Source organism: Enterocloster clostridioformis, assembly GCF_020297485.1.
GTDB classification, from domain to species: Bacteria; Bacillota; Clostridia; order Lachnospirales; family Lachnospiraceae; genus Enterocloster; species Enterocloster clostridioformis.
In genome coordinates this window covers 5,283,109-5,306,896 of the sequence record NZ_JAIWZC010000001.1, presented here as the reverse complement: position 1 = coordinate 5,306,896, position 23,788 = coordinate 5,283,109, and the positions used below count along the sequence as shown (strand labels likewise).

Below are 23,788 nucleotides of genomic sequence, written 5' to 3'. Positions count from 1 at the left end.
GAAAAACTCCAATGCCTTCAACTGGCTAAAGCCACAACAAATTCAGCCCCGGCACGCCACTGGCGCCGGAGCTGATTTAAAAAGGGGAGGATAAGTATTAATTATTTTCTCTTTCGTGTATACTCCTATTATGGCCCCATCCCATAGAATTATACACATCCGATAAATTTTTTAATTTATTTTCTCCTCCCCGCTTCTTCCTGTCATCCCCACTCCCCTGTATCCAGTTTTATTCCGCCAAACTCCTACAATATCATCATCAGTGTCCCGGTAATCAGCACGGTGCTGATTACTACGGATATGGAGTTGACCGCGCTTGCCAGTCCCACATCCGAACCCAGGTTGCCTGTAAATGCAGGAGCCGCAGATGACATGGGGCTAAGGGCAAGTATGGTCAGTGCCTGCCTGTATTCTATCCCAAAAGGCAGCAGGAAGTAAAAGACCAGTGCCAGTATAATGGCCAATGAATACCGTGCCGCAAGTATCCTCACGATTTTCCCGGGCTGGCTGCTGTCCCCGTTTAACTTAAATCCAACCCCAATCATGAGCATGGCCATAAATGCATTTGCATTTCCAATGACTCCGGTAAATGAGGTAATGGGGGCAGGCAGTGCCACATGGAGAAACGACAACACAGTCATGATGAGATATGCGTCAAAGGGAAGGGATTTAAGCAACGTCTTTACAACCGGCAAAAGGCTGAACCTGGCGTTTTTCTCCTTTGTCACCACTGCCACGCTGTAGGCCCCGCCCAGACAGACAAACGCGTTTCCCGTATCAAACAGACTGGTCGCCACCACACCCACGGGGCCCAGGAAGCTCTGGGCAAAGGGCATGGTAAAATTGCCTATATTGTATCCCGGCAAATTCAGTACATTGAATGCCCGTTCCTCCCGTTCCTTACCAATACTCATGAAAAAGGCCATGGTGATATACAGGATTCCCCCGCCAAATCCCAGCAGTGTCATCACCAGCATGGACGGCTTCAGGTCAATCCCTGAAAAATTCGATATAATCGCTGCGGGAAGGGTTATCTTAAGTACGATTTTCGATAAGACATAAAAATCTTCCTCCTTAAAAAAACCGGCTCTTCTCAGCAGATTTCCCATTATTATGACGGCCACAAAAGCCCCGGCCTTCGTCAACACTTCTGCCATTTTATCATTTCTCCCATCCGTTTATTCTTCCCGCCCCGGCTTTTGATTTGAAAATTCATTCTGCACACCCTTGAAAATTCATTTCCGCCAACTGCACACCCTAGTTATAATATCAAAAACAACGGCATACTGCAATAACAAAACAATATCCGTCATAGCCCAAAGGCAGAAAGAAAGACCGGCCGCCCACCCCGGCGCCGGTCTCTCCAAATCCTTCATGAAACAACCCTTCATGAAACAACACACGTATATTTACATACGTCCCAATCCTCTGCCTCCTGTGTAGGCAGATTCGTACTACGAATTCCCGTATGGCCTATACATATCCCAGCAATCCCGGCAGCCACATGGACAGAATCGGAACATAGGATACAAGCAACAGCACAACGAATATGGCTGCAAAATACAATAGAAGCGGTTTAATTACATTTTCAATCTTTGTCTTACCCACCTTTACACCCACAAACAGCGTGGTTCCTACCGGAGGCGTGATGGTACCGATACACAGGTTGAATATCATCATGATACCAAAATGCACGGTATTCATACCCAGGGCCTGGCAAATTGGCAGGAAGATAGGTGTGAAGATAAGGCAGGCAGGCGTCATGTCCATGAATGTACCGATAATCAGCAGAAGGATATTGATGATGAAAAGAATCACATACCGGTTGTTGCTGATTCCTAACATTGCCTCTGATACGGCTGTGGGGATTCCTGTAAAGGCCATGACCCAGCTCATGATGCTGGACACACCAATCAGGAAAATAATGATGCCTGTCATCTCCGCGCTGTCCAGGAAAATCTTAGGCAGCTCAGAGAACTTGATGGACTTATAGAAGAACAGGGAAAGAATCAGGCTGTACACCACTGCCACCACGCTTCCCTCCGTTGCGGTAAAAATGCCGCTGATGATTCCTCCGATAACAATGACAATCATCAGCAGACAGGGAATGGCCTGGAAAAATACCTTTACCTTTTCACTGTTCGAGTATTTCTTTGTGCTGCGGTATCCCTTTTTCTTGGCGAAATAAAAGATAACCGCCATACAGGCAAGGCCCCAGAGGATGCCCGGAATGTATCCCGCCATGAACAGGGCTGCCACCGAGGTTCCGCCGCTGACCAGGGAGTAGGTAATCATTACATTGCTTGGAGGAATCAGAAGGCCGGTAGGCGCCGTGGCAATATTAGCCGCCGCAGAGAAATCCCTGTCATACCCTTCCTCTTCCTCAATGGGTCCGATAATGGATCCCATGGCGGAGGCAGCCGCTGTACCGGAACCGGATATGGCGCCGAACAGCATGTTTGCCACTGCATTGGTATGGGCCAGCGCACCCGGAATGCTTCCCGTAAAAAGCTTTGCAAAGTTAATGAGACGGACGGCAATACCGCCCTTATTCATAATATTTCCCGCCAGAATGAAAAATGGAATGGCAAGGAGGCTGAATACGGATATGCCGGAAAAAATTCTCTGTGCGCCGGTAAGCACGGCAGCTCCCGTATTGAGCACCGGAAGAATGGCACAGATGGATGACACTGCCAAGGCAACCGCAATGGGAACCCCCGCTAAGAGCATCACAACTAAAAGCACCAAAATAATCAGTCCGCAGACTACTGCTATATTCATACTCCCGCATCCTCCTTTTTGCTGAAATCCGTGTGCAGCATGTCTGCCGCGTTCATCAGACTGAACATCATGATAATGATGCCTGTCACAGGCACAACCACATAGATATATCCCATGGGCACCCTGAGGGATGCGGTGGTCTGGATCATGGTCAGCTTTGTGATGGAGATGCCGCCGTACACCATGACCACACCGGCAAAGGCAAAGGTCAGCAGGTCGATGGTTACTTCCAGGTATTTCTTGACGGAACCGCTAATCTTGTCTGCCAGAAATCCCATCCTCATATGGTCCCTTTTGCCGAACACATAAGCGGAAGCCAGCAGGGCCATCCATGTGAAGCTGTAGGTTAAAAGCTCCTCGGAAACAGTACTTGGCTTATTGAAGAAGTAGCGGGTAACAATCTGATAGGTTCCGATTATGGTCATCAGCATAAACAGGCAGATGATGAAAATTCCCAGCATCTGCATGATTCTTGCTCTCACTTTATGCATTGTCTCCATCCTGCTTTCCTCCCTTCGCTTTTTCATTTATTTCCTGGATATGATTGTACAGGTCCACAATCTTAGGATTATCGTTTAACATGGTCTCGTGAAGAGGCAGCACCTTCTGTTTGAAGGCATCCACGTCCACATCAATAAATTCCACGCCCATTTTATTCTGTGCAATGTCCTTGGCTGCCTCAATGCTCTTATCCCACTCCTTGAGCTCCACCTCTGTGGACAGGGCTGCCGCGTCCTTGAATACCTGGTATTCCTCAGGGCTTAAACCGTTTAAGAATTTCAGGTTGGCGACCAGCATATCCGGCACCATCTGGTGCTTATTATAGGCATAATACTTGGCAACCTCGCCGTGCTTGTTGTTGGTAAGCGCCAGCTCATTGTTCTCCGCACCGTCGATAACGCCCTGCTGGATGGCCGTATATACCTCACCGAATCCCATGGGGGCTGCCGCTGCTCCAAAGGCATTGACCATGGCCACGCTGGCCGGGCTCTGCTGAACCCTTATCTTCTTTCCCTTTAAGTCATCCGGGGTATGGATAGGAGTCTTGGCATAAAAATTCCTGACGCCCGCATTGTACCAGGTAACTACCCTGAATCCGGCTTCATCCGTGGACTCATAAACCTTTTCCATATAATCCGTATCCTGCATAACGGACTTGTACACATCCTCTGAGTCAAAAAGATAGGGCATACTGAAAATCTCGTATACGCCTGCAAACGTCTCAAGATTGGCAGTTCCGGCCACAACAAAGTCAATGGCCCCTGTCTGGGTCAGCTCAATGGCTTTCTGGGCAGAACCCAGGATTTCATTGGGGAATATCTGAACCTCGTACTTGTCCCCCAGCCGTTCCTCCACATATTCCTTAAAAGCCAGAAGCCCTATATGCTCCGGATGTGTCTCTGACTGGGCATGGGATACACGGATAATCCGTTTTCCGGAAGTCACTGAGCCACAGCCTGTAAGACCTGCTGCCACAGCAGCCGCAAGGGCGGCTGCAGCCACTCTCTTTATGAATTTTCTCACTTTTTTCATTCCTTTCCCTTTACACGGCAAATTCTTTTGTTTCAATACATCCCAGAAACCTGCGTTCCTGTTTATTCTGGACTGAAATACTGTTTCCCATACCGCAAAACGGCGGCCTTTTGCTGCCCGCTGCCCAGCTCTGTAAGAGTCCCGGCCCTTTTCTCCACAACAAAAGCCCCTTGGCTATCAACCAGAAAACGTTAAGATTTTTTGGCGCCTTCTTAACACTTTCTTAATTATATAGCCAGGGGCTTTTATTTTGTACCGTAAAAGTTTGTCATACAGGAAGAAAATTTTGTCCTCCCCCATTTTTTTCTAGCTACCTTCGCACAAATGCACAAAAACCTTTCTTTATTTTTGTGCAGTCTCACTATCCCTATACTCGGATGGTATCATTCCCGTGATGCGCTTGAACACTTTTGCAAAATAATTGGAATCATAATACCCTACCTGCATACTCACATCCTTGACGCTGATACTCCTGTCCCTCAGCAGCTTCTTGGCCTCGTTGACCCTGAAACCGGTGAGGTAGGACGTAAAATTCTGGTCAAAGCACTGTTTGAACAGCTTGCAGAAATAAGCGTCTGAATAATTCATCATCCTGGCCGCATCCTGCATGGATATTTCCTTCATATAATTATTCCTTATATATTCCCGTATGGTTTCCGCCACCTGGGCCAGACGCCCGTCCCCGTCATCTCTGGACATGTCCTGCGCAGGTTCCCCCGCGCGGACGTCCGGGCCAGTGATATATGGGCCGGGGCTATCCGGGCCGGGGCTATCCGGGCCTGAGGCGTCCTGACCGGCCAGCCGTTTATCGGTCAGCCGCATGGCCTCCTCCATGACAGCCACCAGCTCTTCCTCCTCGCACGGCTTCAGCAGATAATCCAGGGCCCGGATGACAATGGCCCTCTTGGCATAGGAAAACTCATCATAGGCTGTCAGGAAAATGATAATACAGTCCTCATCCAGGCTGCGGATGTGTTCCGCCGCCTCCACTCCGTTCATCTCCGGCATGGATATATCCATGACCACGATCTGGCTTTTTTCTCTCCTGAATGTCTCCAGGGCCTCTGCCCCGTTCACTGCCTCGCTGATATCCAGGCTGCCGCCAAAATGCCTCTTAAGGCGCTTGGCCAGCGCCATCCGTTCAATCTGCTCGTCATCCGCCAGCAATACACGATACATATGCCTCATCCTTTCGTCCTGTCATCAGGGTGTAAAGGCCATCTGCACGACCGTCCCCCGTCCCTCACTGCTGTATATGAAAATCTCGCCGTCCTGGTACATTCCATGGACCCTGCGGTAAATATTGCCTACACCCACGCCAGTGGCCTTCTCTTCACCCCTTGCCAGGGCGCGGCGTATTTCCTCCAGCCGTTCCCGGGCCATTCCCCGCCCTGTATCAGCCACCGATATCCAGATCCGCCTTCCCTCCATCCAGGAACGGACATGTATCCTTCCCCCCTGCCCTTTGGGGGAAATACCGTGGATGATGGCATTTTCCACCAGGGGCTGCAGGGCAAAGGAGGGCACCAGCACCTCCAGGGTATCCTGGTTACAGTCAGTGTCATAGCGTATTCTCTGTCCGAACCGCATCTGCTGTAAATACATGTAGTCCTGCACCACCTTAAGCTCCCGCTCCAGGGGCATCACGGAGTCCGTGGATTTCAGGTTATAGCGGAACAGCCGGCTCAGGGCATGAATCATCTTCTCTGTGGTGGCCGCGTCCTCTATCTGGGCCGTGCTGGCAATCATATTCAGGGTATTAAACAGAAAATGGGGATTTATCTGGTTTTTCAGCATCTGAAGCCGCACCTCGTCCAGCTGCTTCTCCATCTTGTGCTTTTCCGTCAGGGCTTCAATATACCCCCTGGTGCTGGCTTTCATGGTGCAAAAAGCCCTGACCAGGCTGGCAATCTCATCACCGCCCTCCGCATGGGTGTCCGGGCCTGTGAAATCATTTTCCCCTATCCGTCTGGAGTCCTCCGCCAGCTCCACCATGGGGCGGACAATGTTTCTCTGTACCGACCGGTTCAGCCATCTTACCATCAAAAGGGCTGCCGCGCCCCACAGGATGCTGACCGCCGGCACAATAATGAACAGCGGCCGCTGCATCTCATACCGCTCATTGCCCGATTCCACGGTCATCTGTTCCAGACGGCCCGCATGGGTTGCCAGATATCCCTGGACCCGGTAAATGGTATAGAGGCGGTCCAGGTAATCCGGCGCCCCTTCCTCCATCTCCAGAAACGCATCCCTGGCAGCGGCGTAATTCTCATACATATTTAAAATGGACCAGGTGACCCCATAACGGTCCGCTCCGATTTCCTCATAGTCAAAGGGCAGGGACTTAAGTGCCGATCGGGTCCTGGCACAGGACATCTCATATTTCTCCCTGTTTTCAGGCGTCCTGTCCCCTGCGTAATACTGGAAGGAACTGCTCTCGGCGTCCATGGCCGACCAGAAGGCCAGGCTCCGCGAATTGCCCATGAGCAAATCCCCGAATCCCTTCATCCCATAGCCGGCAACCAGCATCACCGCTGTTATGGACAGGATGACCACGGCAGCCGTGGAAATGGTAATCCATCTGACCTTCCGCTCCAGGGAGCAGGACATCCAAATACCATGCAGTTTTCTTCCTTGCCTTCCTTCCATCCGGTCTACCTCCATCGTTCATAGCTTATTCTATAATAGATTTTACCATTTTGGAAGAGACAAACCAAAAACATGGCGGAACTTTGTATTTTTCCACAGCAAAAAACGCCTGCGGCCAGTAAGGCAATCTGCCATTTACTGACACAGGCGTTTTTCTGCGGCCGCCGGTCATAAGCCGCGGACCATCACAGCAGCTGGTCCTTTTCGGAAGGCACATACACTGCAATATCCTCAATATCGCAGTCCAGTATCCTGCAAAGATCGTTCACAGTCTTCATGGATATGTCCATGTTGTGTTTCAGCCTGTGAAGGGTACTGTCCGACACGCGGTGCTTCTTTGTAAGTGTGTACCAATTTTCCTCAGATTGCTCCAGTGTCTTCCAGAATGGTGAATAATCTATCATCTTTATCTCCTGTATACGCTCAAGCCGCCGAAGGGCTGGTTTCTTAGATAGATTAAGCATAAGTTAGATTTCACATCTTGAATATCTTCGTAATTGCGAATATACTATACATATGTAAATGCTGTTATTTACATAACTGAAAGGCAGGGCAAAACAAATGGATTATTTCACAAAAGAAGGCATGGAAAAGCTTCTGGAGGATGAAGAGGTAGTCCGCCGTTTGACGGAATTCATGGCCATGGATGGTGCGGCCTATTTCGAGGAGGTGCGCTCCCATCTGTCCCCTGAGGAGCTGGAAGAATATCTGGATGAGAATCCGGATGAGAGAATCTATCTGAAAAAGTAGGTATCCATCCGGTATATCCATCACGTAAAAGAGCGGCCTGTCAAATGACAAACCGCCCTTCTTCATCTTCTTCCTCAAAGTAATCCTTATAGTCCACCTCAATGGAACGGCGCATGCGCTTCATACTGTAATAGAGGTGTTCCTTCAAGGCTTCCTCCAGCCCTTTTTCATTTTTATCCACAATCATGCTGAATAAATCCTCATGTTCACCGATAATGCGCATGAAATCAGTTTCCGTGATGAAGTCCAGCATCCTGAACCTGGTATAGTGGAGCTGCTGTGCCTGGAGCATCTCCCACAGCTTCTGACGCCTGACGGCCGCAAACCAGATGGAGTGCATCTGAGCGTCCATACGGTAAAACTGCTCCGGCTCAAATCCCGGTTCCCTGATAACAGCCCTCTGCTGCGCAATGCTGTGGCGGATGTCCTCAATAACCATGGGGGTCTGGACTTCCAGGAAATCCCTGAGCACCATGGTCTCCACGGCCACGCGCATATATATCATCTGTTTGATGTTATCCAGGCTCAGAAGGGTCACATAGGTGCCGCGGTAGGGAATGGTTTCAGCAAACCCCTGCTCCTGCAAAAGCCGGAGTGCGTCACGCACCGGCGTCCTGGACACCCCAAAGCGCTCGCATATATCATTCTCACTAATCATCTGGCCTGGCTTAAGCCTTAAATCCAGAATTTCCTGCTTCAGTGTCTCATATACAAGCTCTCCCCGGTTCTTGAAGTTCATCTCTCCCATGGCTGGACCCCCTTATCAATACCCGCATACAGCACAGGCGTAAAATACGTTCTTCTTATCAAACAGTCCGGCCGCATCAAAAGCTGCCGGACTGTCAACTGGTCTATATTATAAATGATTCCCCCGGAAAATTCAAGCCGGATTATTTAGGCTGCTTGCCGATGTAAGCCAGGATTCCTCCGTCCACATACAGCACCAGTCCATTGACGAAATTGGATGCGTCGGAAGCCAGGAATACGGCAGGTCCGCCCAGGTCCTCGGCCTCGCCCCAGCGCCCTGCCGGAGTCTTGCTCACAATAAACTGGTCAAATGGGTGCCTGGATCCGTCAGGCTGAATCTCACGCAGCGGAGCGGTCTGAGGGGTAGCAATGTAGCCGGGCCCGATGCCGTTGCACTGGATGTTGTACTCGCCGTACTCGGAAGCAATGTTTTTGGTCAGCATCTTAAGTCCGCCCTTGGCTGCGGCATATGCGGATACGGTCTCACGGCCAAGCTCGCTCATCATAGAGCAGATGTTAATGATCTTTCCGTGGCCCTTCTTAATCATGCTGGGAATGACTGCCTTGGACACGATGAATGGCGCGTTCAGATCCACGTCAATGACCTGTCTGAACTCGGCAGCCGTCATATCGCACATGGGAATCCTCTTGATGATGCCGGCATTGTTCACCAGAATGTCTACCACGCCTACTTCCTTCTCAATCTTTCCGACCATCTCATTGACAGCGTCCTCATTGGTCACGTCGCATACATAGCCGTGTGCTTCAATTCCCTCTTCCTTGTAAGCTGCCAGTCCTTTGTCAACCAGCTCCTGCTTGATATCATTGAACACGATGGTGGCGCCCGCGCCCGCCATGGCCTTGGCAATGGCAAAGCCGATTCCGTAGGACGCGCCTGTAATCAGGGCTACCTTGCCCTCCAGTGAAAAGTTATTTAAATAATCTGCCATTTCTTTTTCCTCCTTGTTTTGCTTATTTCATCTGGTTGGGCATCATGGTGTCCATGTCGTCAAACTCCATGTTCTCTCCGCCCATGGCCCAGATAAATGTATAATTGGACGTGCCCGCGCCGCTGTGTATGCTCCAGGAAGGACTGATGACAGCTTCCTCGTTCTTCATCACAATATGTCTGGTCTCAGTGGGCTCTCCCATCATGTGGAATACCACGTTATCACCGGGCACCTCAAAGTACATATAAACCTCCATGCGGCGCTCATGGGTGTGGGCCGGCATGGTATTCCATACGCTTCCGTCCTCCAGCACAGTCATGCCCATGGACAGCTGGCAGGTTTTAAGTACATCCGGATGGATAAACTGGTTGATAACGCGCTTATTAGCTGTCTCAGATGCTCCGCAGGGCCTCTTGGCTGCCTTTGCAATGGGAATGTAGGTGGTGGTGTAGGAAGTATGAGCCGGCGCGCTTACCATGTAGAACTTAGCCGGTGCAGATGCGTCGTCACTGGAAAAATATACTTCCTTTGTTCCCTTCGTGATGTACAGGCAATCCTTATATCCCATCTGGAACTCCTGTCCGTCAGCCACAATCCTGCCGCTGCCGCCGATATTGAAAATGCCAATCTCACGGCGCTCCAGGAAATAGTGCGTGCCGAAATTCTTCCAGCAGTCAATTCCCTTATCTATGGAAACAGTCTCTGTGGTAGGCATACATCCCAATGTCACCATGCGGTCCACATGTGAATACACAGCCACTACCTCATTGGCCGCATACAGGTTCTGAATCAGGAACTCATCCCTCAGCTCCTGGGTGGTGTAACGCTTTACATCCCTCTGATTTGCAGAATAGCGAATATCCATTATCTTGCTTCCTCCTTTAAACTTGACTTTCTTTCATTTTAGTTTGTATTTGTTCTTTACTACTTGTATACAACTTTTTAAATCTGTATACAGATTAACACAGTCGTATATCTTTTTCAATGGGCATATTCTACAAAATTGCAGTGATTTTCTATGCATGTTCACAACAGTAAGGCTTGCGTTGTGTGTCTGTTTATTATATACTTGACCGTGTTTGACCATGAAACATTACAGCGAGGAGAATGATTATGAAAAAAAACATCCTGGTGGGCCAGTCCGGCGGCCCCACAGCCGTCATTAACGCCAGCTTATATGGAGTCATTGCAGAGGGCATGGCCCGGCCGGAAGAGGTAGACCATGTATACGGCATGGTAAACGGTATCGAAGGCTTTCTTTCAGGCCACGTCACGGACCTGTCTCTTCTTACCCGTGAGGACCTCAGCCTGCTTAAGCAGACTCCGGCCGCTTATCTTGGCTCCTGCCGGTTCAAGCTGCCTGAAAACCTGGATGCGCCGGTTTACAGCCTTTTATTTGAAAAATTCACAGCCATGAACATAGGCGCCTGTTTCTATATCGGCGGAAATGATTCCATGGACACGGTTGACAAGCTCTCCCGATACGCCCGGATCCGCCGCGAAACCATCTCCTTCATAGGAGTGCCAAAGACCATAGACAACGACCTGCCTGTTACAGACCATACCCCCGGATACGGAAGCGCCGCCAAGTATGTGGCCTCTACGGTCCGTGAAATTTCCCTGGACGCCTCCGTGTACCAGCAGCCGGCTGTCACCATCGTGGAGCTGATGGGGCGCCATGCAGGCTGGGTGACGGCTGCAAGCGCCCTGGCCAGAAAATATCCCGGCGACAATCCCCTTCTCATCTATATGCCGGAAGTGCCGTTCTCCATGGAACAGTTTTTTAAGGACGTGGAGCAGGCCCTGTCCCGCCAGCCCAATGTGGTAATCTGCGTATCCGAAGGCATACGCGACAAAAAAGGCCGTTTTATCTGCGAATACACCAACGATGCCCAGATTGACACCTTCGGCCACAAGATGCTCACCGGCTGCGCCAAGATACTGGAAAGCTACGTCCGCAACCGTTTCCGCGTAAAGGTCCGCTCTGTGGAGCTGAACGTAAACCAGCGCTGCAGCAGCCTTTTGGCCTCTGCCGCCGATGTGGAGGAAGCAGAGTGCTCCGGCAGAAGGGCAGCAGAAAAGGCCCTGCAGGGAGAAACCGGCAAAATGGTTACCTGTTCCCGCCTGTCAGGGCCCGGATATGAACTTGAGTATGGACTTACAGAGGTAGGCAATGTATGCAACCGCGAAAAATCCTTTCCCGTGGAATGGATCACGGCGGAAGGCTCCGACATCGGACCGGAATTCCTGGACTATGCCCTTCCCCTGATTCAGGGGCAGCCGGACCACATCATGGAGAACGGACTGCCAAAATATCTCTACAGGAAGTAACCGCCTCAGCCGTCACACCCCGGAATATGCCGAAAACCCGCCGTCCACCGGAAGTATGATTCCTGTGATGAAACCGGCAGCCTCATTGTTGAGCAGGAACATGAGGGCCCCGCCCAGCTCCTCAGGCTTACCGAACCGCCCCATGGGAGTAGCGGCCAGCACCTTGGCTGTCCTGGCCGCCGGTTTTCCGTCCTCATCATAGAGAAGCCCCTCATTCTGTCTGGTCACAAAGAAGCCCGGAGCAATGGCGTTGACCCGGATTCCGGCTTTTGCAAAATGCACGGCCAGCCACTGGGTAAAATTGCTGAGAGCAGCCACAGCCCCGCTGTATACAGGTATTCTGGTCAGGGGCCTGGCTGCGCTGGCAGAGGAGATGTTGATGATATTGCATCCCTCCCGTCCCACCATATCCTTGGCAAAGACCTGGCAGGTCAGAAACCCTCCTAAAAAATTCAGATCCAGCACGCCCTGTACGCCCTTATACTCCATATCAAAGAACGTAGCCACATCGGCTTCGATATCCCCCATCTCAAAATATTCCTTAGACGTATTGGCCCTGGCCTGATTGCCTCCCGCGCCGTTGATCAGGATGTCGCAGGGTCCCAACCGGGCCAGCACCCTGGCATGAACGCTCTCCAGCATTTCCTTATCCATCACATCCACTCCGTAGGCAGCAGCCGTACCCCCAGCCTCCCGTATGTCCCTGGCTGTCTCCTCAGCCGCCTCCAAATTAATATCCAGAAGGGCAACCGCCGCGCCGGCCCGGGCCAGCGTCCTGGCAAACATGCCGCAGAGGATTCCCCCCGCGCCGGTCACCACCGCCATCTTTCCCGTCAAATCCGTCCCCAATACCACCTTTTTCTTCCTCCTCTCATTCTCTTCCCATTCATCCTCGCCGGTGATGGACAAAAAGGGCCTGAGAAATTTCTTCCCGGCCCTTTCCTGATTCATTTTGTGTTTTGTCTGATTTTATGCTGTACGGACCTGCGGCCGGGGCATTATCTGCTCATTTTCTCCACAGCCTCAAACAGACCATTGAGGTAGGTAGCGCCTAAAGCTCTGTCATACAGGCCGTATCCGGCTCTTCCTGTCTCTCCCCAGATCATACGCCCGTGGTCAGGTCTTACATAGCCGTCAAAGCCATTCTCCACCAGGGCCTTTACGATGCCGAACATATCCAGGGAACCGCAGCAGGACAGATGAGCTCTTTCCTCAAAGCCATTGTCCAGCACAGCCACATTTCTCAGATGGGCGAAGTGGATTCTTCCCATGGCGGCGTACTTGCCGGCCAGTCTTACCACGTCGTTCTTGGCGGAGCAGCCCAGGGAACCTGTGCACAGTGTGATTCCGTTGTGCCTGTCATCCACCAGCTTTAAGAACTTATCCAGGTTCTCCTCGCAGGTAATGATTCTTGGAAGGCCGAAGATGCTCCAGCATGGGTCGTCCTCATGAATTGCCATATTCACGTCGCACTCAGCCGCAACCGGAATAATGCGCTCCAGAAAATATTTTAAGTTATCCCACAGATTCTCCTCTGTCAGGTTGTGGTATTCCTCCACTACAGCCTTAAGGCCGTCCTTGGTATAGCTGGAATCCCATCCCGGAAGTGTCAGGTCGCTGTCGCTGTTAAGCGGATTCACCGCATCCACCTGCTCCTGATAGTATACCAGGGAAGTGGAGCCGTCAGCCAGCTCATGGTCTAACTGGGTCCTGGTCCAGTCAAATACAGGCATGAAATTGTAGCAGATACATTTTACGCCTGCCTCCGCAACACGGCGGATGTTCTCACAGTAGTTTTCGATGTACTTGTCCCTGGAAGCCTTCCCCAGCTTTATATCCTCATGGACAGGAATGCTCTCAATGACGTCAAAGCCCAGGCCCGCATCCTCTACCTGCTTCTTAAGCTTTGCAATGCTCTCCCTGCTCCACACTTCGCCTACAGGAACATCGTATACAGCCGTAACGATGGACTGCATGCCCGGAATCTGGCGGATGTTTTCCAGTGTTACCTTGTCGTCTTCCCCGTACCATCTGAATGATAATTTCATGTGTAAACTCCTCCTAATAAGTGTTGTTTTACGTTCCCTAACCTATGGTTTTATTATAACAGAAACCCATTTTCCGTCCATAGTGATACTTGCCGTCCATATTGCAAATGTTGTTGTTTCATGCTAATATGGGGATAAAAGCATGACAAACCATGTTTCCCGAGAGGAGGGACTCCCGTGAAAAAACAGCTGTCCATGGACTTTAACACACGGCAATACATGCAGTCCGGAGACTTTGAACTCTTCTATTATAATGATACCGCGCTTAAATCCGTCGATGCCCATGAACATGACTACTGCGAGTTCTATTTTTTCCTGGAAGGCGATGTGGAATACCACATCGGTGATAAAAGCTATCAGCTGGAATACGGGGACTGTCTGCTGATTCCCCCTGATACCCCCCATTATCCCCGGTTCCATTCCTATGATAAACCCTACCGCAGGTTTGTATTCTGGCTGAATCAGGATTACCATAAGAAGCTGCGGCAGACCGACGAAGAACTGACATACTGCTTTGACTATGCCCAGAGCCACCAGACCTACCGGTTCCACACAGACACCATTACCACCCAGGAGATTCAGGGAAAGCTGACCGACCTGATGGAGGAGCTTGCGGGAGGGCGCTCCTTCCACCGGCTTGTCTCAGAGCTCATGGCGGTCTCCTTCCTGGTGTACGTGAACCGCCTTCTCTATGACAGCCTGCACCAAAAATCAGCTGTCTATGAAAATGTCCTGTACCTGAACATCTGTGACTACATCAACCGGCATCTGGAGGAGGATCTGAGCCTGGACAGCCTGTCGTCCTTTTTCTATGTGAGCAAATACCATATTTCCCACATATTCAAGGACAACATGGGCATTCCGCTCCACCAGTACATCCTGAAAAAGCGGCTTCACGCCAGCAAGAACGCCATATTGTCCGACCACCCCATCAGCCATGTGTATCTCCAGTACGGCTTCAAGGACTACACCAGCTTTTTCAGGGCATTCAAAAAGGAGTACGGTGTCTCCCCCAAGGAGTACCGGGAGCAGCACCGCCTGCCTGAACAGCAGGATTACACCATATAGGGGATTTAACTGACATGAATACACCTGATATCCTTTCCTTTGACACGTACAGAAACTGCAGCCTCTGCCCCAGGATGTGCAAAGCCGACCGCGGCCTCGCCACAGGCTTTTGCGGCTGCGGCGACGTCCTTACGGCTGCCAGAGCCGCCCTCCACCACTGGGAGGAGCCCTGCATCAGCGGAGCATCGGCCTCCGGCGGAAGCGGCACTGTATTCTTCTCCGGCTGTACCCTGGGCTGCTGCTTCTGCCAGAATCACCAAATCAGCAGCGGACATTTCGGCCGGGAGATGACAGCAAAGGAGCTGGGCCAGGCATTCCTCCGTCTCCAGGACCAGGGGGCATATAACATAAACCTGGTGACGCCCACCCAGTACCTGCCTCATATTATCTCCGCCCTGGACCAGGTACGCTTTAAGCTGACCATACCCGTAGTCTATAACTGCGGCGGCTATGAGCGAGTGGAGACGGTAAAGGCATTAAAGGATTATGTGGACATATGGCTGCCTGACTTCAAGTACTATGATAACCGTCTGGCCTGGAGATATTCCCGGGCAAAGGACTATTTTGAGACTGCCGCCGCCATCCGGCAGATGATTGACCAGACCGGCGCCCCGGTTTACCAGTCCGCGTCTCCCGGGCTGCTGGCAAAGGGCGTCATCATCCGTCACATGGTCCTGCCGGGACAACGCCATGACTCCATTGCCCTGTTGGAATGGATAAGCGGCAGTCTGCCCCGCGGCCGCTATATGATTAGCCTTATGAGCCAGTACACTCCCTACATCAGAAACCGGGAATTCCCGGAACTAAACCGCCGTATCACATCATACGAATACGGCAAGGTGGTGGATGCTGCCATCCGTCTGGGACTCACACAGGGCTTCATGCAGGAAAAAAGGTAAGTAGGTAATAATCAGTATCTGCAAATTTCCATCCACATTTGATAAGATAAGTTCAAATGATGGAGGTGATACCAATAAATACGAATGACAATGTAACCTCAAAGGCTGACCTTTGGGCAGACCGGTTCCATGCTTTTCAGGAAAGCGGTTTATCCCGCAAAGAATGGTGTCAGCAGAATGGAATCCCACAGTCTACACTGGGTTACTGGATCCGAAAGCTCCAGTCAGAAGCAGCTGAGACAGAAAGTGCTTCTGATCCGGTGTTTGCAAAGCTCCCTTCGGAACATGAACTCCATTTCAGTACAGCAGATACAGGAAAACCTCCTGTGATGCTCTGTCTCCCGGAAAATATCCGGATTGAAGTTGCTGCGGACTGTCCAGCCAGACTGTTGACTGCCCTGCTTCAGGCCTTAAAGAACTATGCTTGATTTTTACGGAAGTACTACAGTCTATCTGGCATGTGGCTGCACGGACCTCCGGAAGAGCTACACTGGTTTAGCGGCCATCATCAAACTGAAATTCCATCTCGATCCGTACTCCCGCTGTATGTTCGCGTTCTGCAATCGCAGGCGCACATTGCTCAAGATCCTTCAGTGGGACGGGTCAGGGTTTTGGATCCTGATGAAACGGCTGGACCGCGATTCCTTCCATTGGCCTGACACACCGGATGAACTGCAGAAAGTTACGCTGAAAGAGATCCATTGGCTGTGCGATGGTTTATCCCTGAACCCCAGCGGCGCATTTGAAGAACGTCACCCGAAGATCGTCATATGAGCCCGGATCCTGTCAATTCGCAAAAAGCCGAAAATCACTTTGTTTTGGGCGGATTTTCCTCCGTCCCGGAATGCAGTTTCCTATAGGAACGGAATGCTTTTTCTGGTATACTTTCTGGTAGAGATTTCAGAAAGTTGAGGCTGTGTTATGGATCCGCTTTTTACAGAGGAACAACTGAACAAGATGAGCAGGGAGGATATCATCTCCCTGATGAAAACCATGCGGGAGCATTATCAGAAACAGGAAACAAAGATCCAGATCCTCGAAGAAAAAACAAAGGAACTGGAATTCCTGAACGCGATGCTTTCTGACCGTCTGACTCTTGCGCAGCGGAAACAGTTTGGCCCATCCAGCGAAAAATATGCGGATGGCTATACGCAGCTGAACCTTTTTAACGAGGCAGAGCAGGAAGCAGAGCCTGATGCGCCGGAGCCGGAAATGGAGGAGATCCATCCGTCTTCCTATAAAAGAAAGAAACGTTCCGGCAAAAAGGAGGAAGATCTTTCCGCCTTTGAGACAACGGAAGTAATTGAGTATAAGCTGACCGGCGCGGACCGAAACTGTCCGGACTGCAATACCAAATATAAAGTCGTGACAAAAGAGACGGTGAAGCGCCTGAAGTTTGTGCCTGCACGGTTTGAAGTGGTGGAGGAGGTCACCTATGTTTACAGCTGCCCGAAATGCGGGGCGATGAAACGTCCGGAAAAGGCGCCTTCCCTTCTCAAAGGCAGTGTGGCAACACCATCCCTGGTGGCAGGCATCATGAACGCAAAGTATGTGGGCGGCATGCCCCTTGCGCGTCAGGAACGGGAATTCGCCCGTTACGACCTGAACCTTTCCACAAAGACCATGGCGAATTGGATCATCCAGTGTGCGGACCGGTATCTGCAGCCGCTTTATGAACTGATGAAGGAAGAATTCCTCCGGAGCCGGTACGCTCATGGGGATGAAACCCGTGTTCAGGTAATCGATGAGCCGGAACAGAAAGGTTCCACCCAGAACTGGATGTGGGTCTATCTCACTGATGAATACAGCGGCGCACCCCGGATGGTCCTCTTCCAATACGAAAGAACCCGGGCGGGATATCATCCGGTGGAATTCCTTGGGGATCAGTACCAGGGATATTTCACCTGCGATGGATACCAGGCATACCACAGCCTTCCGGAAAGGATCACCGTGACAGGATGCATGGCCCATGCGAGGCGCAGATTTGATGAATCCCTGACCGTTTTGAAAAAGGACTTTACCAAAGAGCAGCTGAAGGAAACAACCGCATATCAGGCAATGGCACGGATCGGGATGTTCTATAAGATCGAAGAGATGATCCGTGACAAGTCACCGGAAGAAAGGTATGAAGAGCGTCAAAAGCAGGCAAAGCCGCTTTTAGAGGCTTTTTTCGAGTGGCTTCATACCCTGGAGGATGCTGTGGACAGATCTTCTAAGATCGGAGAGGCGGTCCTGTATACGCTGAACCAGGAAACCTATCTGAAAAGGTATCTGGAAGATGGCCATCTGAGTATTGACAATCTAGCTGCAGAGCGGGCACTGAAAAATTTTGCCATAGGGAGACGCAACTGGCTGTTTGCCAAAAGCATCCGCGGGGCACAGGCCAGTGCGACTGTGTACAGCATCACAGAAACTGCGCTTCTGAATGGACTGAAGCCATACAACTATCTCACATATGTGATGGAAAAGATGAAAGAACTCGGTGCGTTTCCGGCAAAGGAAGAAATGCTGGAGCTTCTCCCATGGTCCTCCAATCTGCCTGATGATTGCCGCAGCAAACTTAAAAAGTAAAAGACAGATCTTCCCCCGGTAAGTGCTGGGGGATTTCTTATTTTGTCAAGATACGGATTATTACTTACTTACGAAAAAAGCAGTGCCAGGGAAGAATACACTCCTCCCTTTGATTTGGAGGGACTTTAAGGTATGAGGGAGGGAAAGCGGGTTTCAGGACAAAAAAAGCGCCTGCCTCATCTGGCTGCGCCATTCCGTCTTGCTCTCCCCAAAACTCCCCATAGCCTTTCATGAATCCGGATAAAAACATGAAGACGGATATCGAATCTTTGACTAACCACGTTCGCAGATTACGATATCCGTCTTCTAACTATTTCGTCCATTGGACTAAACCTCTCTTTTCCAAAACAATTCTTTTAATTATTTCTGGCTTTTCTATATTAAGTTGTTACACCATTCTACGTTCTGTTACTTCGCTCCTACTTCTGCATTTCTTCACTTATGTCTGATTCATTTCTTTTATTGCTTTTTCTTTACTATCCGGTATCATCCTTCGTTCTAATAATACTTTCTCGTCATACCATTAAACCGAATTTAATTTTTCTGATACTCTTGAGATAGTGTTACAAATTCAATCATTCACTTGTTTATAAATGCTTCACTCAACAGTCTGTATCTTTAATTCATATCTTTAAATAACCGCAATTGCTCTTAAAACATTCAATCTATATAACTTGTATTTCGTTTATTAAATTATCTGTCTGTGAACTTACCCATTCACATATATCTTTAACTCATGAAAACCTGCTACTTCTTGAATTTTTTACCAACCGATTGGATTCTTGTTTCTTTAAATCAACTTCTTAAAATTACTTATCTGTTTGAGCGTTTCACTTTAGCAGATTGGTTTTTCCTGGTCTCATTTATAATTAAATTTCTTTAAGTTATAAATGAAACAAAATTTAAGTCTTTGGCGGTCCGTACCTCCTTTGCTTGGATTTTATTACTTGTGAACTGATTGTCTACAGTTCCTTGAAATCTTTTGTTCTCTGTTCTTTTGTTGTCTTCATTATAGTAAATGCCCCCGAATTTGTCAATACTTTTTTGATTATTTTAATATTTTTTTAGTTTATTAATACTTGAATCCACTTTATTACAATTGTTTCCATTTTAACGCACACCTTAACCTTTTATTTGTGTTAATTGTTTAAATATTCTGATTTTTTCTAAAAAAAGATACCTATTCCCACCGGATACAGGTATCTTTTTTCCTGTTTTTCCATTCATTTGGATTCTTTATTCTTCCGGCACCATCTTCCCCACATCCTGGGGAATCCGGGTCAGGTCCCGCTCCACAATCAGATATACCACTGCATCCGGAGGGTTCTCCTCCAGAAGCGACCGGTCAAAGGCCTGCCAGTGATAAAAGTCCACATTGGCAAAATACCTGGGAAGGAAATCCATGAGGGCTGTCCCAAAGGAATCCCGTATTACGGCAATCCGGCGCTTATCCGGCGCCCCGGGTGTACTTGTATGGACAATATTCTTATCACCGTTCACATCCTGCACCGTGGCCTCAAGGTCTTCGTGATACCCGCTTACAAGGGCAATCTGGTCATCGCAGTATTTCTCAGGCAGGTGGAACAGATTTGCCAGGTCCCCGGGGGCTCCTTTGATATAATCCACCTGCACATCCTCTATGGGCACAGGCGTCCCTCCCAATGCCTCTATGAGCATCTGCCCTGCCGCATATCCTCCCGCGCTGTTCCAGTACGTATCCGTCTTATAATACCACACATAATCCCGGTTCGTGTTAAAGTACTCCCTGGGGTCCAGAACCGCCACATCCGAGTGCTCCCGTATGTAATCCTCCAGCTGCCCGGGCCGGTTTCCATCCCAGATCCGCTTATATGCATCCGGCATATATTCCCTGTAGATTCCCTCCTTGTTGGGAGCAATCATCATGAGGAAGGGTATGCCCTGGCTCTCATAATATCCGGCCGCCTTTATGATCTGGCCGCCAATCCAGGCAGCGTCGTCCGGATAAAAGGGCTGGGTTCCCAGGGCGTCATACAGGCTCATGCCCCCTGCGAAAAAGTACCAGCCATCCTTTCCCACAATCACGTCCTGGGAATCCGCATAGCCGAACAGCTTTAAGTTAATCATGGAATTCATGCTCAGAAACAGGTTTCTGAATGCCGCATGGTCATTGATATAACTGTTGACCGCAGCCGGATACGCCTCGTATGTATCCGGTGAAAACACGGGAAACTCTGCCAGATTCCTGTTTTCCCCGGTGCCTGTCTGGCTGCTTCCCTTCACAAAGGGAAACAGCAGATTTGGTATCAGAAGCAGGGCCCAGAACCCCGCAATCATAATCTTTTTCATCATAGGTACTGCTCACTTTCCATATGGACTAAAATCTGAAATAAATAAAAGCCTGATAGGTGCTGCTGACCATGAGAAGTGTCCCCAGCAGTAAAAGCGCTGCCATCACAGCCACATCCGCTGCGGTGATGTTCTCCTCGTCGAACAGACGCGCCTTGAGACGGGGCATAAGCTGCTGGATGGGCCCGCAGAATACCACTGCCAGCACCAGCAGAAACAGTATGCGGTTATCCGCGAAAATCCGCGGATTCCACAGTCCCCTGCCGGGAATCAGCATTGCCTTTAACAGTATTTTCCCATTGTGCAGGGTATCCACCCGAAACAGCAGCCAGCCCACTGCCACTGCACCCAGGGTATACAGATGATTCAGGAATTTCAGAGGATTTTTTTCCAGAATCCTTCCAAGCCACAACCGTTCCGCCACAATAAGAATGCCGTAATACGCGCCCCAGCATATGAAGTTCATGCTGGCCCCGTGCCACAGTCCCGTTGCCAGGAATACCAGGAAAAGATTCACGCAGGTACGCGCCAGTCCCTTCCTGTTTCCTCCCAGGGGAATGTACAGATACTGTCTGAACCAGGTGGAAAGGGAGATATGCCAGCGCCTCCAGAACTCGCTGACAGAAGCCGACAGATACGGATAATTGAAGTTCTCCTTGTAGGTAAAGCCGAACATCCTGCCCAGGCCGATGGCCATGTCGGAATAACCGGAGAAATCATAGTAAATCTGAAAGCTGTACAGAATCACAGCCAGCCATACCGTAGCCGTGCCCAGCTGTTCCAAGGGCAGGTCAAACATACGGTCCACCACCTGGCCGAACATATTGGCAAATACCATTTTCTTCACCAGTCCGTACACAAAACGCTTGATGCCGTAGGCATGCATGGACAGGCTCTCCTGCCGGTCCCCTATCTGCGGTTCCAGCTCATGATACTTGACAATGGGACCGGAAAGTATCTGGGGAAACAAAGAGATATACAGCGCCAGACGAAACACATTTCTCTGGGCGGGATTCTCTCCCCGGAAGGTATCCGCCAGGTAGGAGATGGACTGGAAGGTGTAAAATGATATGCCTATGGGCAGCGCGATATCCCTTGGCGTAAAGCCCTGGCGCCCCAGAAGGGACATGGCCAGTTCCAGGAAGAAGTTGAAATATTTAAAATACCCCAAAAGCCCCAAATCAGCCAGGATGCTCAGGACAAATACCGCCTTCTTAAGACCTCTCCTTTCCCCGCAGCCATCCAGTGCCAGGCCAAACCCATAGTTGAGCAGGATGGACAGAATCACCAGGACCACATACCGCGGCTCGCCCCAGCTGTAAAACACCAGGCTGGCTATGAGCAGAACCCCATTCTTAAGCTTCCTCCCCGGCGATATATAGTATATCAGAGCCAGGGCCGGAAGGAAAAACCATACAAACGTAAGTGAACTAAACAGCATATTTAGGAAAATTCCCTTTCTATCAATGTTTATCAATCTTGTATCACAGAAGTGCAGGCTACATGGAGGCAGCGTCCTGCCTCGGGAGCTTGCGCCGTATCTTATGGAATGTCACCATATGGGCAAGGGCTGTTATGGCCCAGGAGACAGGATAGGACAGGTACAGCACGTCCAGGGAACGGTACGCCGCAAATACAGTGAATACCCAGAGCACCCTGAATCCGCATGCCCCAGTGAGGGATACAAACATGGGGATGATGGAATACCCCAGCCCTCTCAGGCTTCCCACCATGCAGTCCATGATTCCGCACAGAAAATAGGTTCCGCAGATGATCTCCAGCCTCAGCATCCCGTAGTGCAGAACCTCAGGATCTGAGGAATAGATATGCAAAAGCCCGTCTCCCGCGGCCACGGCCGTGAATCCCAGGATCACGCCCACAGCCGTCACCACTCCCAGGCATATGTACATTATTTTATTAATCCTGCTGTACTTCCTGCCGCCCAGATTCTGGCTGGTAAAGCTTAAGTTGGTCTGGTACACCGCGTTCATAGCCGTATAGACAAAACCCTCGATGTTGGAGGAGGCTGTGTTCCCGGCCATGGCAATGGAGCCGAAGGAGTTAACCGAGGATTGAATCAGTACATTGGAAATGGAAAATATGGCTCCCTGCATGCCTGCGGGAAGTCCGATTTTTACGATTCGTTTCAGCTTCCTGGTGTGAATCCGAAGCTGCTTCAAATCCAGCTTCAGGGCTCCCGGAGCCCCCATCAGGCTCTTCAGGACCAGAAAGGCGGAGATGTGCTCTGATATGACCGTGGCCCAGGCCACGCCGTCCACCCCCATTCCCAGCACCACCACAAAGAACAGATTCAGGCACACATTCACCACGCCGGATGCAAAGAGGAAATACAGGGGCCTTCTGGTATCCCCGATGGCCCTCAGGATGGCCGCGCCGAAATTGTAGACCATAAGTACCGGCATGCCCAGGAAGTATATCCTCATATAGAGGACCGACTGGCCCAGAACGTCCTCAGGGGTTCCCATAAGGCGCAGCAGCGGGTTTGCCAGAAGGATTCCCAGCACCACCAGAATAAGGCCGCTCACAATGCTGGTGGTCACCGCCGTGTGGACGGTCTCACTGACATCCCTGTCATTCTGGGCCCCGTAATACCGGGCCACCAGCACATTGACACCAACTGAGAGTCCCACGAATACATTAATTAATAGGTTGATGAGCGAAGATGTGGAGCCCACCGCCGCCAGAGCCCCGCTGCCGGCAAAACGGCCCACCACGATGATGTCCGCTGCATTAAACAGCAGCTGCAATATGCCCGACAGCATCAAAGGAATGGAAAATAAAAGGATTTTGCCCAGAAGCGGGCCGCTTGTCATGTCAATCTCATAAGACTTTTTCATCTTCTGTTAACTCCCTGTGTCATTCTTTCTCCATGCCAAATCCATGGAATACGTTCTTATCAGTTATATCACAGGGCTGTGCTTTTTACAATGGGTTAAAAGGCCATGAAAGCCCGCGAATATTCTTGACATTTCCAGTCCCGTCCTTTAAAATGGAGCAAGTGATAAGGGAGTAATTGGCATGCCCCGCCCTGCCGGGCATGTAATAAGGTCAACATACTGATAGTTTCTATCTGGCTTTATTTGAAACAATGAGACTTATCTACAGCATTCCA

Annotated in this window: 22 protein-coding genes; 7 read left to right on the top strand and 15 right to left on the bottom strand. The window is 50.2% G+C overall.

The features are described 5' to 3' along the window. Window positions 1–245: 245 nt before the first annotated feature. From LA360_RS26615 to LA360_RS26585, 7 genes are all read right to left on the bottom strand, one after another. A complete protein-coding gene (locus tag LA360_RS26615; protein ID WP_022201389.1) occupies window positions 246–1,157 on the bottom strand; it encodes an AEC family transporter in 912 nt (303 codons plus the stop codon). A gap of 316 nt (window positions 1,158–1,473) precedes the next feature. Beyond that, a complete protein-coding gene (locus LA360_RS26610) occupies window positions 1,474–2,781 on the bottom strand; it encodes a TRAP transporter large permease (RefSeq protein WP_022201388.1) in 1,308 nt (435 codons plus the stop codon). Beyond that, window positions 2,778–3,281, bottom strand: a complete 504-nt coding sequence (locus tag LA360_RS26605) for a TRAP transporter small permease (RefSeq protein WP_022201387.1) — start codon at window positions 3,279–3,281, stop codon at window positions 2,778–2,780. The genes LA360_RS26610 and LA360_RS26605 overlap by 4 nt, the downstream gene beginning before the upstream one ends. Then, window positions 3,265–4,314, bottom strand: coding sequence for a TRAP transporter substrate-binding protein (locus tag LA360_RS26600; protein WP_022201386.1), 1,050 nt, complete (start codon window positions 4,312–4,314; stop codon window positions 3,265–3,267). Before LA360_RS26600 ends, LA360_RS26605 begins: the two co-directional genes overlap by 17 nt. A gap of 342 nt (window positions 4,315–4,656) precedes the next feature. Beyond that, window positions 4,657–5,493: a response regulator transcription factor gene (locus LA360_RS26595; protein WP_057571922.1), complete on the bottom strand. Its 837-nt coding sequence runs from the start codon at window positions 5,491–5,493 to the stop codon at window positions 4,657–4,659. A gap of 24 nt (window positions 5,494–5,517) precedes the next feature. Beyond that, window positions 5,518–6,963, bottom strand: a complete 1,446-nt coding sequence (locus tag LA360_RS26590) for a sensor histidine kinase (RefSeq protein WP_002595271.1) — start codon at window positions 6,961–6,963, stop codon at window positions 5,518–5,520. A gap of 185 nt (window positions 6,964–7,148) precedes the next feature. Next, complete coding sequence (locus LA360_RS26585; protein WP_002569725.1) at window positions 7,149–7,367, bottom strand: helix-turn-helix domain-containing protein; 219 nt, start codon at window positions 7,365–7,367, stop codon at window positions 7,149–7,151. Between the two features lie 157 nt (window positions 7,368–7,524). Between LA360_RS26585 and LA360_RS26580 the strand changes: the two genes are divergently transcribed. Further along, on the top strand, window positions 7,525–7,713 hold the full coding sequence (locus tag LA360_RS26580) for a hypothetical protein (RefSeq protein WP_022201384.1): 189 nt from the start codon (window positions 7,525–7,527) through the stop codon (window positions 7,711–7,713). 40 nt (window positions 7,714–7,753) lie between these two features. On the opposite strand, the gene LA360_RS26575 is transcribed toward LA360_RS26580, so the two are convergent. The 3 genes from LA360_RS26575 to kduI form a co-directional block, all read right to left on the bottom strand. Beyond that, window positions 7,754–8,461: a GntR family transcriptional regulator gene (locus LA360_RS26575; RefSeq protein ID WP_022201383.1), complete on the bottom strand. Its 708-nt coding sequence runs from the start codon at window positions 8,459–8,461 to the stop codon at window positions 7,754–7,756. A 142-nt stretch (window positions 8,462–8,603) separates the two neighbouring features. Continuing rightward, the gene (locus tag LA360_RS26570) at window positions 8,604–9,410 is read right to left on the bottom strand and encodes a gluconate 5-dehydrogenase (RefSeq protein WP_022201382.1); all 807 of its coding nucleotides are present in this window, start codon (window positions 9,408–9,410) and stop codon (window positions 8,604–8,606) included. A gap of 22 nt (window positions 9,411–9,432) precedes the next feature. Next, window positions 9,433–10,275, bottom strand: a complete 843-nt coding sequence (kduI, locus tag LA360_RS26565; RefSeq protein WP_057571921.1) for a 5-dehydro-4-deoxy-D-glucuronate isomerase — start codon at window positions 10,273–10,275, stop codon at window positions 9,433–9,435. A gap of 248 nt (window positions 10,276–10,523) precedes the next feature. Here kduI and LA360_RS26560 point away from each other — a divergent pair, with 248 nt between their 5' ends. Continuing rightward, a complete protein-coding gene (locus LA360_RS26560) occupies window positions 10,524–11,741 on the top strand; it encodes a 6-phosphofructokinase (protein ID WP_002588427.1) in 1,218 nt (405 codons plus the stop codon). Window positions 11,742–11,753: 12 nt separating this feature from the next. Here LA360_RS26560 and LA360_RS26555 read toward each other — a convergent pair whose 3' ends face one another. Continuing rightward, window positions 11,754–12,596 (bottom strand): SDR family oxidoreductase, encoded by an 843-nt coding sequence (locus tag LA360_RS26555; RefSeq protein WP_038260218.1) that lies wholly within the window; start codon window positions 12,594–12,596, stop codon window positions 11,754–11,756. Window positions 12,597–12,739: 143 nt separating this feature from the next. Then, window positions 12,740–13,789, bottom strand: coding sequence for a mannonate dehydratase (gene uxuA, locus LA360_RS26550; protein ID WP_002588425.1), 1,050 nt, complete (start codon window positions 13,787–13,789; stop codon window positions 12,740–12,742). Between the two features lie 177 nt (window positions 13,790–13,966). Between uxuA and LA360_RS26545 the strand changes: the two genes are divergently transcribed. From LA360_RS26545 to tnpC, 5 genes are all read left to right on the top strand, one after another. Then, window positions 13,967–14,857: a helix-turn-helix domain-containing protein gene (locus LA360_RS26545; protein WP_002588424.1), complete on the top strand. Its 891-nt coding sequence runs from the start codon at window positions 13,967–13,969 to the stop codon at window positions 14,855–14,857. A 14-nt stretch (window positions 14,858–14,871) separates the two neighbouring features. After that, complete coding sequence (locus tag LA360_RS26540) at window positions 14,872–15,756, top strand: radical SAM protein (protein ID WP_112482451.1); 885 nt, start codon at window positions 14,872–14,874, stop codon at window positions 15,754–15,756. Window positions 15,757–15,812: 56 nt separating this feature from the next. Further along, window positions 15,813–16,184, top strand: a complete 372-nt coding sequence (gene tnpA / locus LA360_RS26535; RefSeq protein ID WP_112482449.1) for an IS66 family insertion sequence element accessory protein TnpA — start codon at window positions 15,813–15,815, stop codon at window positions 16,182–16,184. Beyond that, window positions 16,177–16,530, top strand: a complete 354-nt coding sequence (gene tnpB, locus LA360_RS26530; protein WP_089776306.1) for an IS66 family insertion sequence element accessory protein TnpB — start codon at window positions 16,177–16,179, stop codon at window positions 16,528–16,530. Before tnpA ends, tnpB begins: the two co-directional genes overlap by 8 nt. A 147-nt stretch (window positions 16,531–16,677) precedes the next feature. Next, entirely contained in the window at window positions 16,678–18,327 is a 1,650-nt protein-coding gene (gene tnpC / locus LA360_RS26525; protein ID WP_112482447.1) for an IS66 family transposase, read from the top strand. A 1,236-nt stretch (window positions 18,328–19,563) separates the two neighbouring features. Here the strand turns inward: tnpC and LA360_RS26520 are convergent. From LA360_RS26520 to LA360_RS26510, 3 genes are read right to left on the bottom strand one after another with little or no spacing between them, the layout of a single operon-like run. Beyond that, complete coding sequence (locus tag LA360_RS26520; RefSeq protein WP_112482445.1) at window positions 19,564–20,658, bottom strand: alginate O-acetyltransferase AlgX-related protein; 1,095 nt, start codon at window positions 20,656–20,658, stop codon at window positions 19,564–19,566. Between the two features lie 25 nt (window positions 20,659–20,683). Further along, window positions 20,684–22,096: an MBOAT family O-acyltransferase gene (locus tag LA360_RS26515; protein WP_112482443.1), complete on the bottom strand. Its 1,413-nt coding sequence runs from the start codon at window positions 22,094–22,096 to the stop codon at window positions 20,684–20,686. A 58-nt stretch (window positions 22,097–22,154) separates the two neighbouring features. Beyond that, complete coding sequence (locus LA360_RS26510; protein ID WP_002588420.1) at window positions 22,155–23,513, bottom strand: MATE family efflux transporter; 1,359 nt, start codon at window positions 23,511–23,513, stop codon at window positions 22,155–22,157. Window positions 23,514–23,788: the final 275 nt, after the last annotated feature.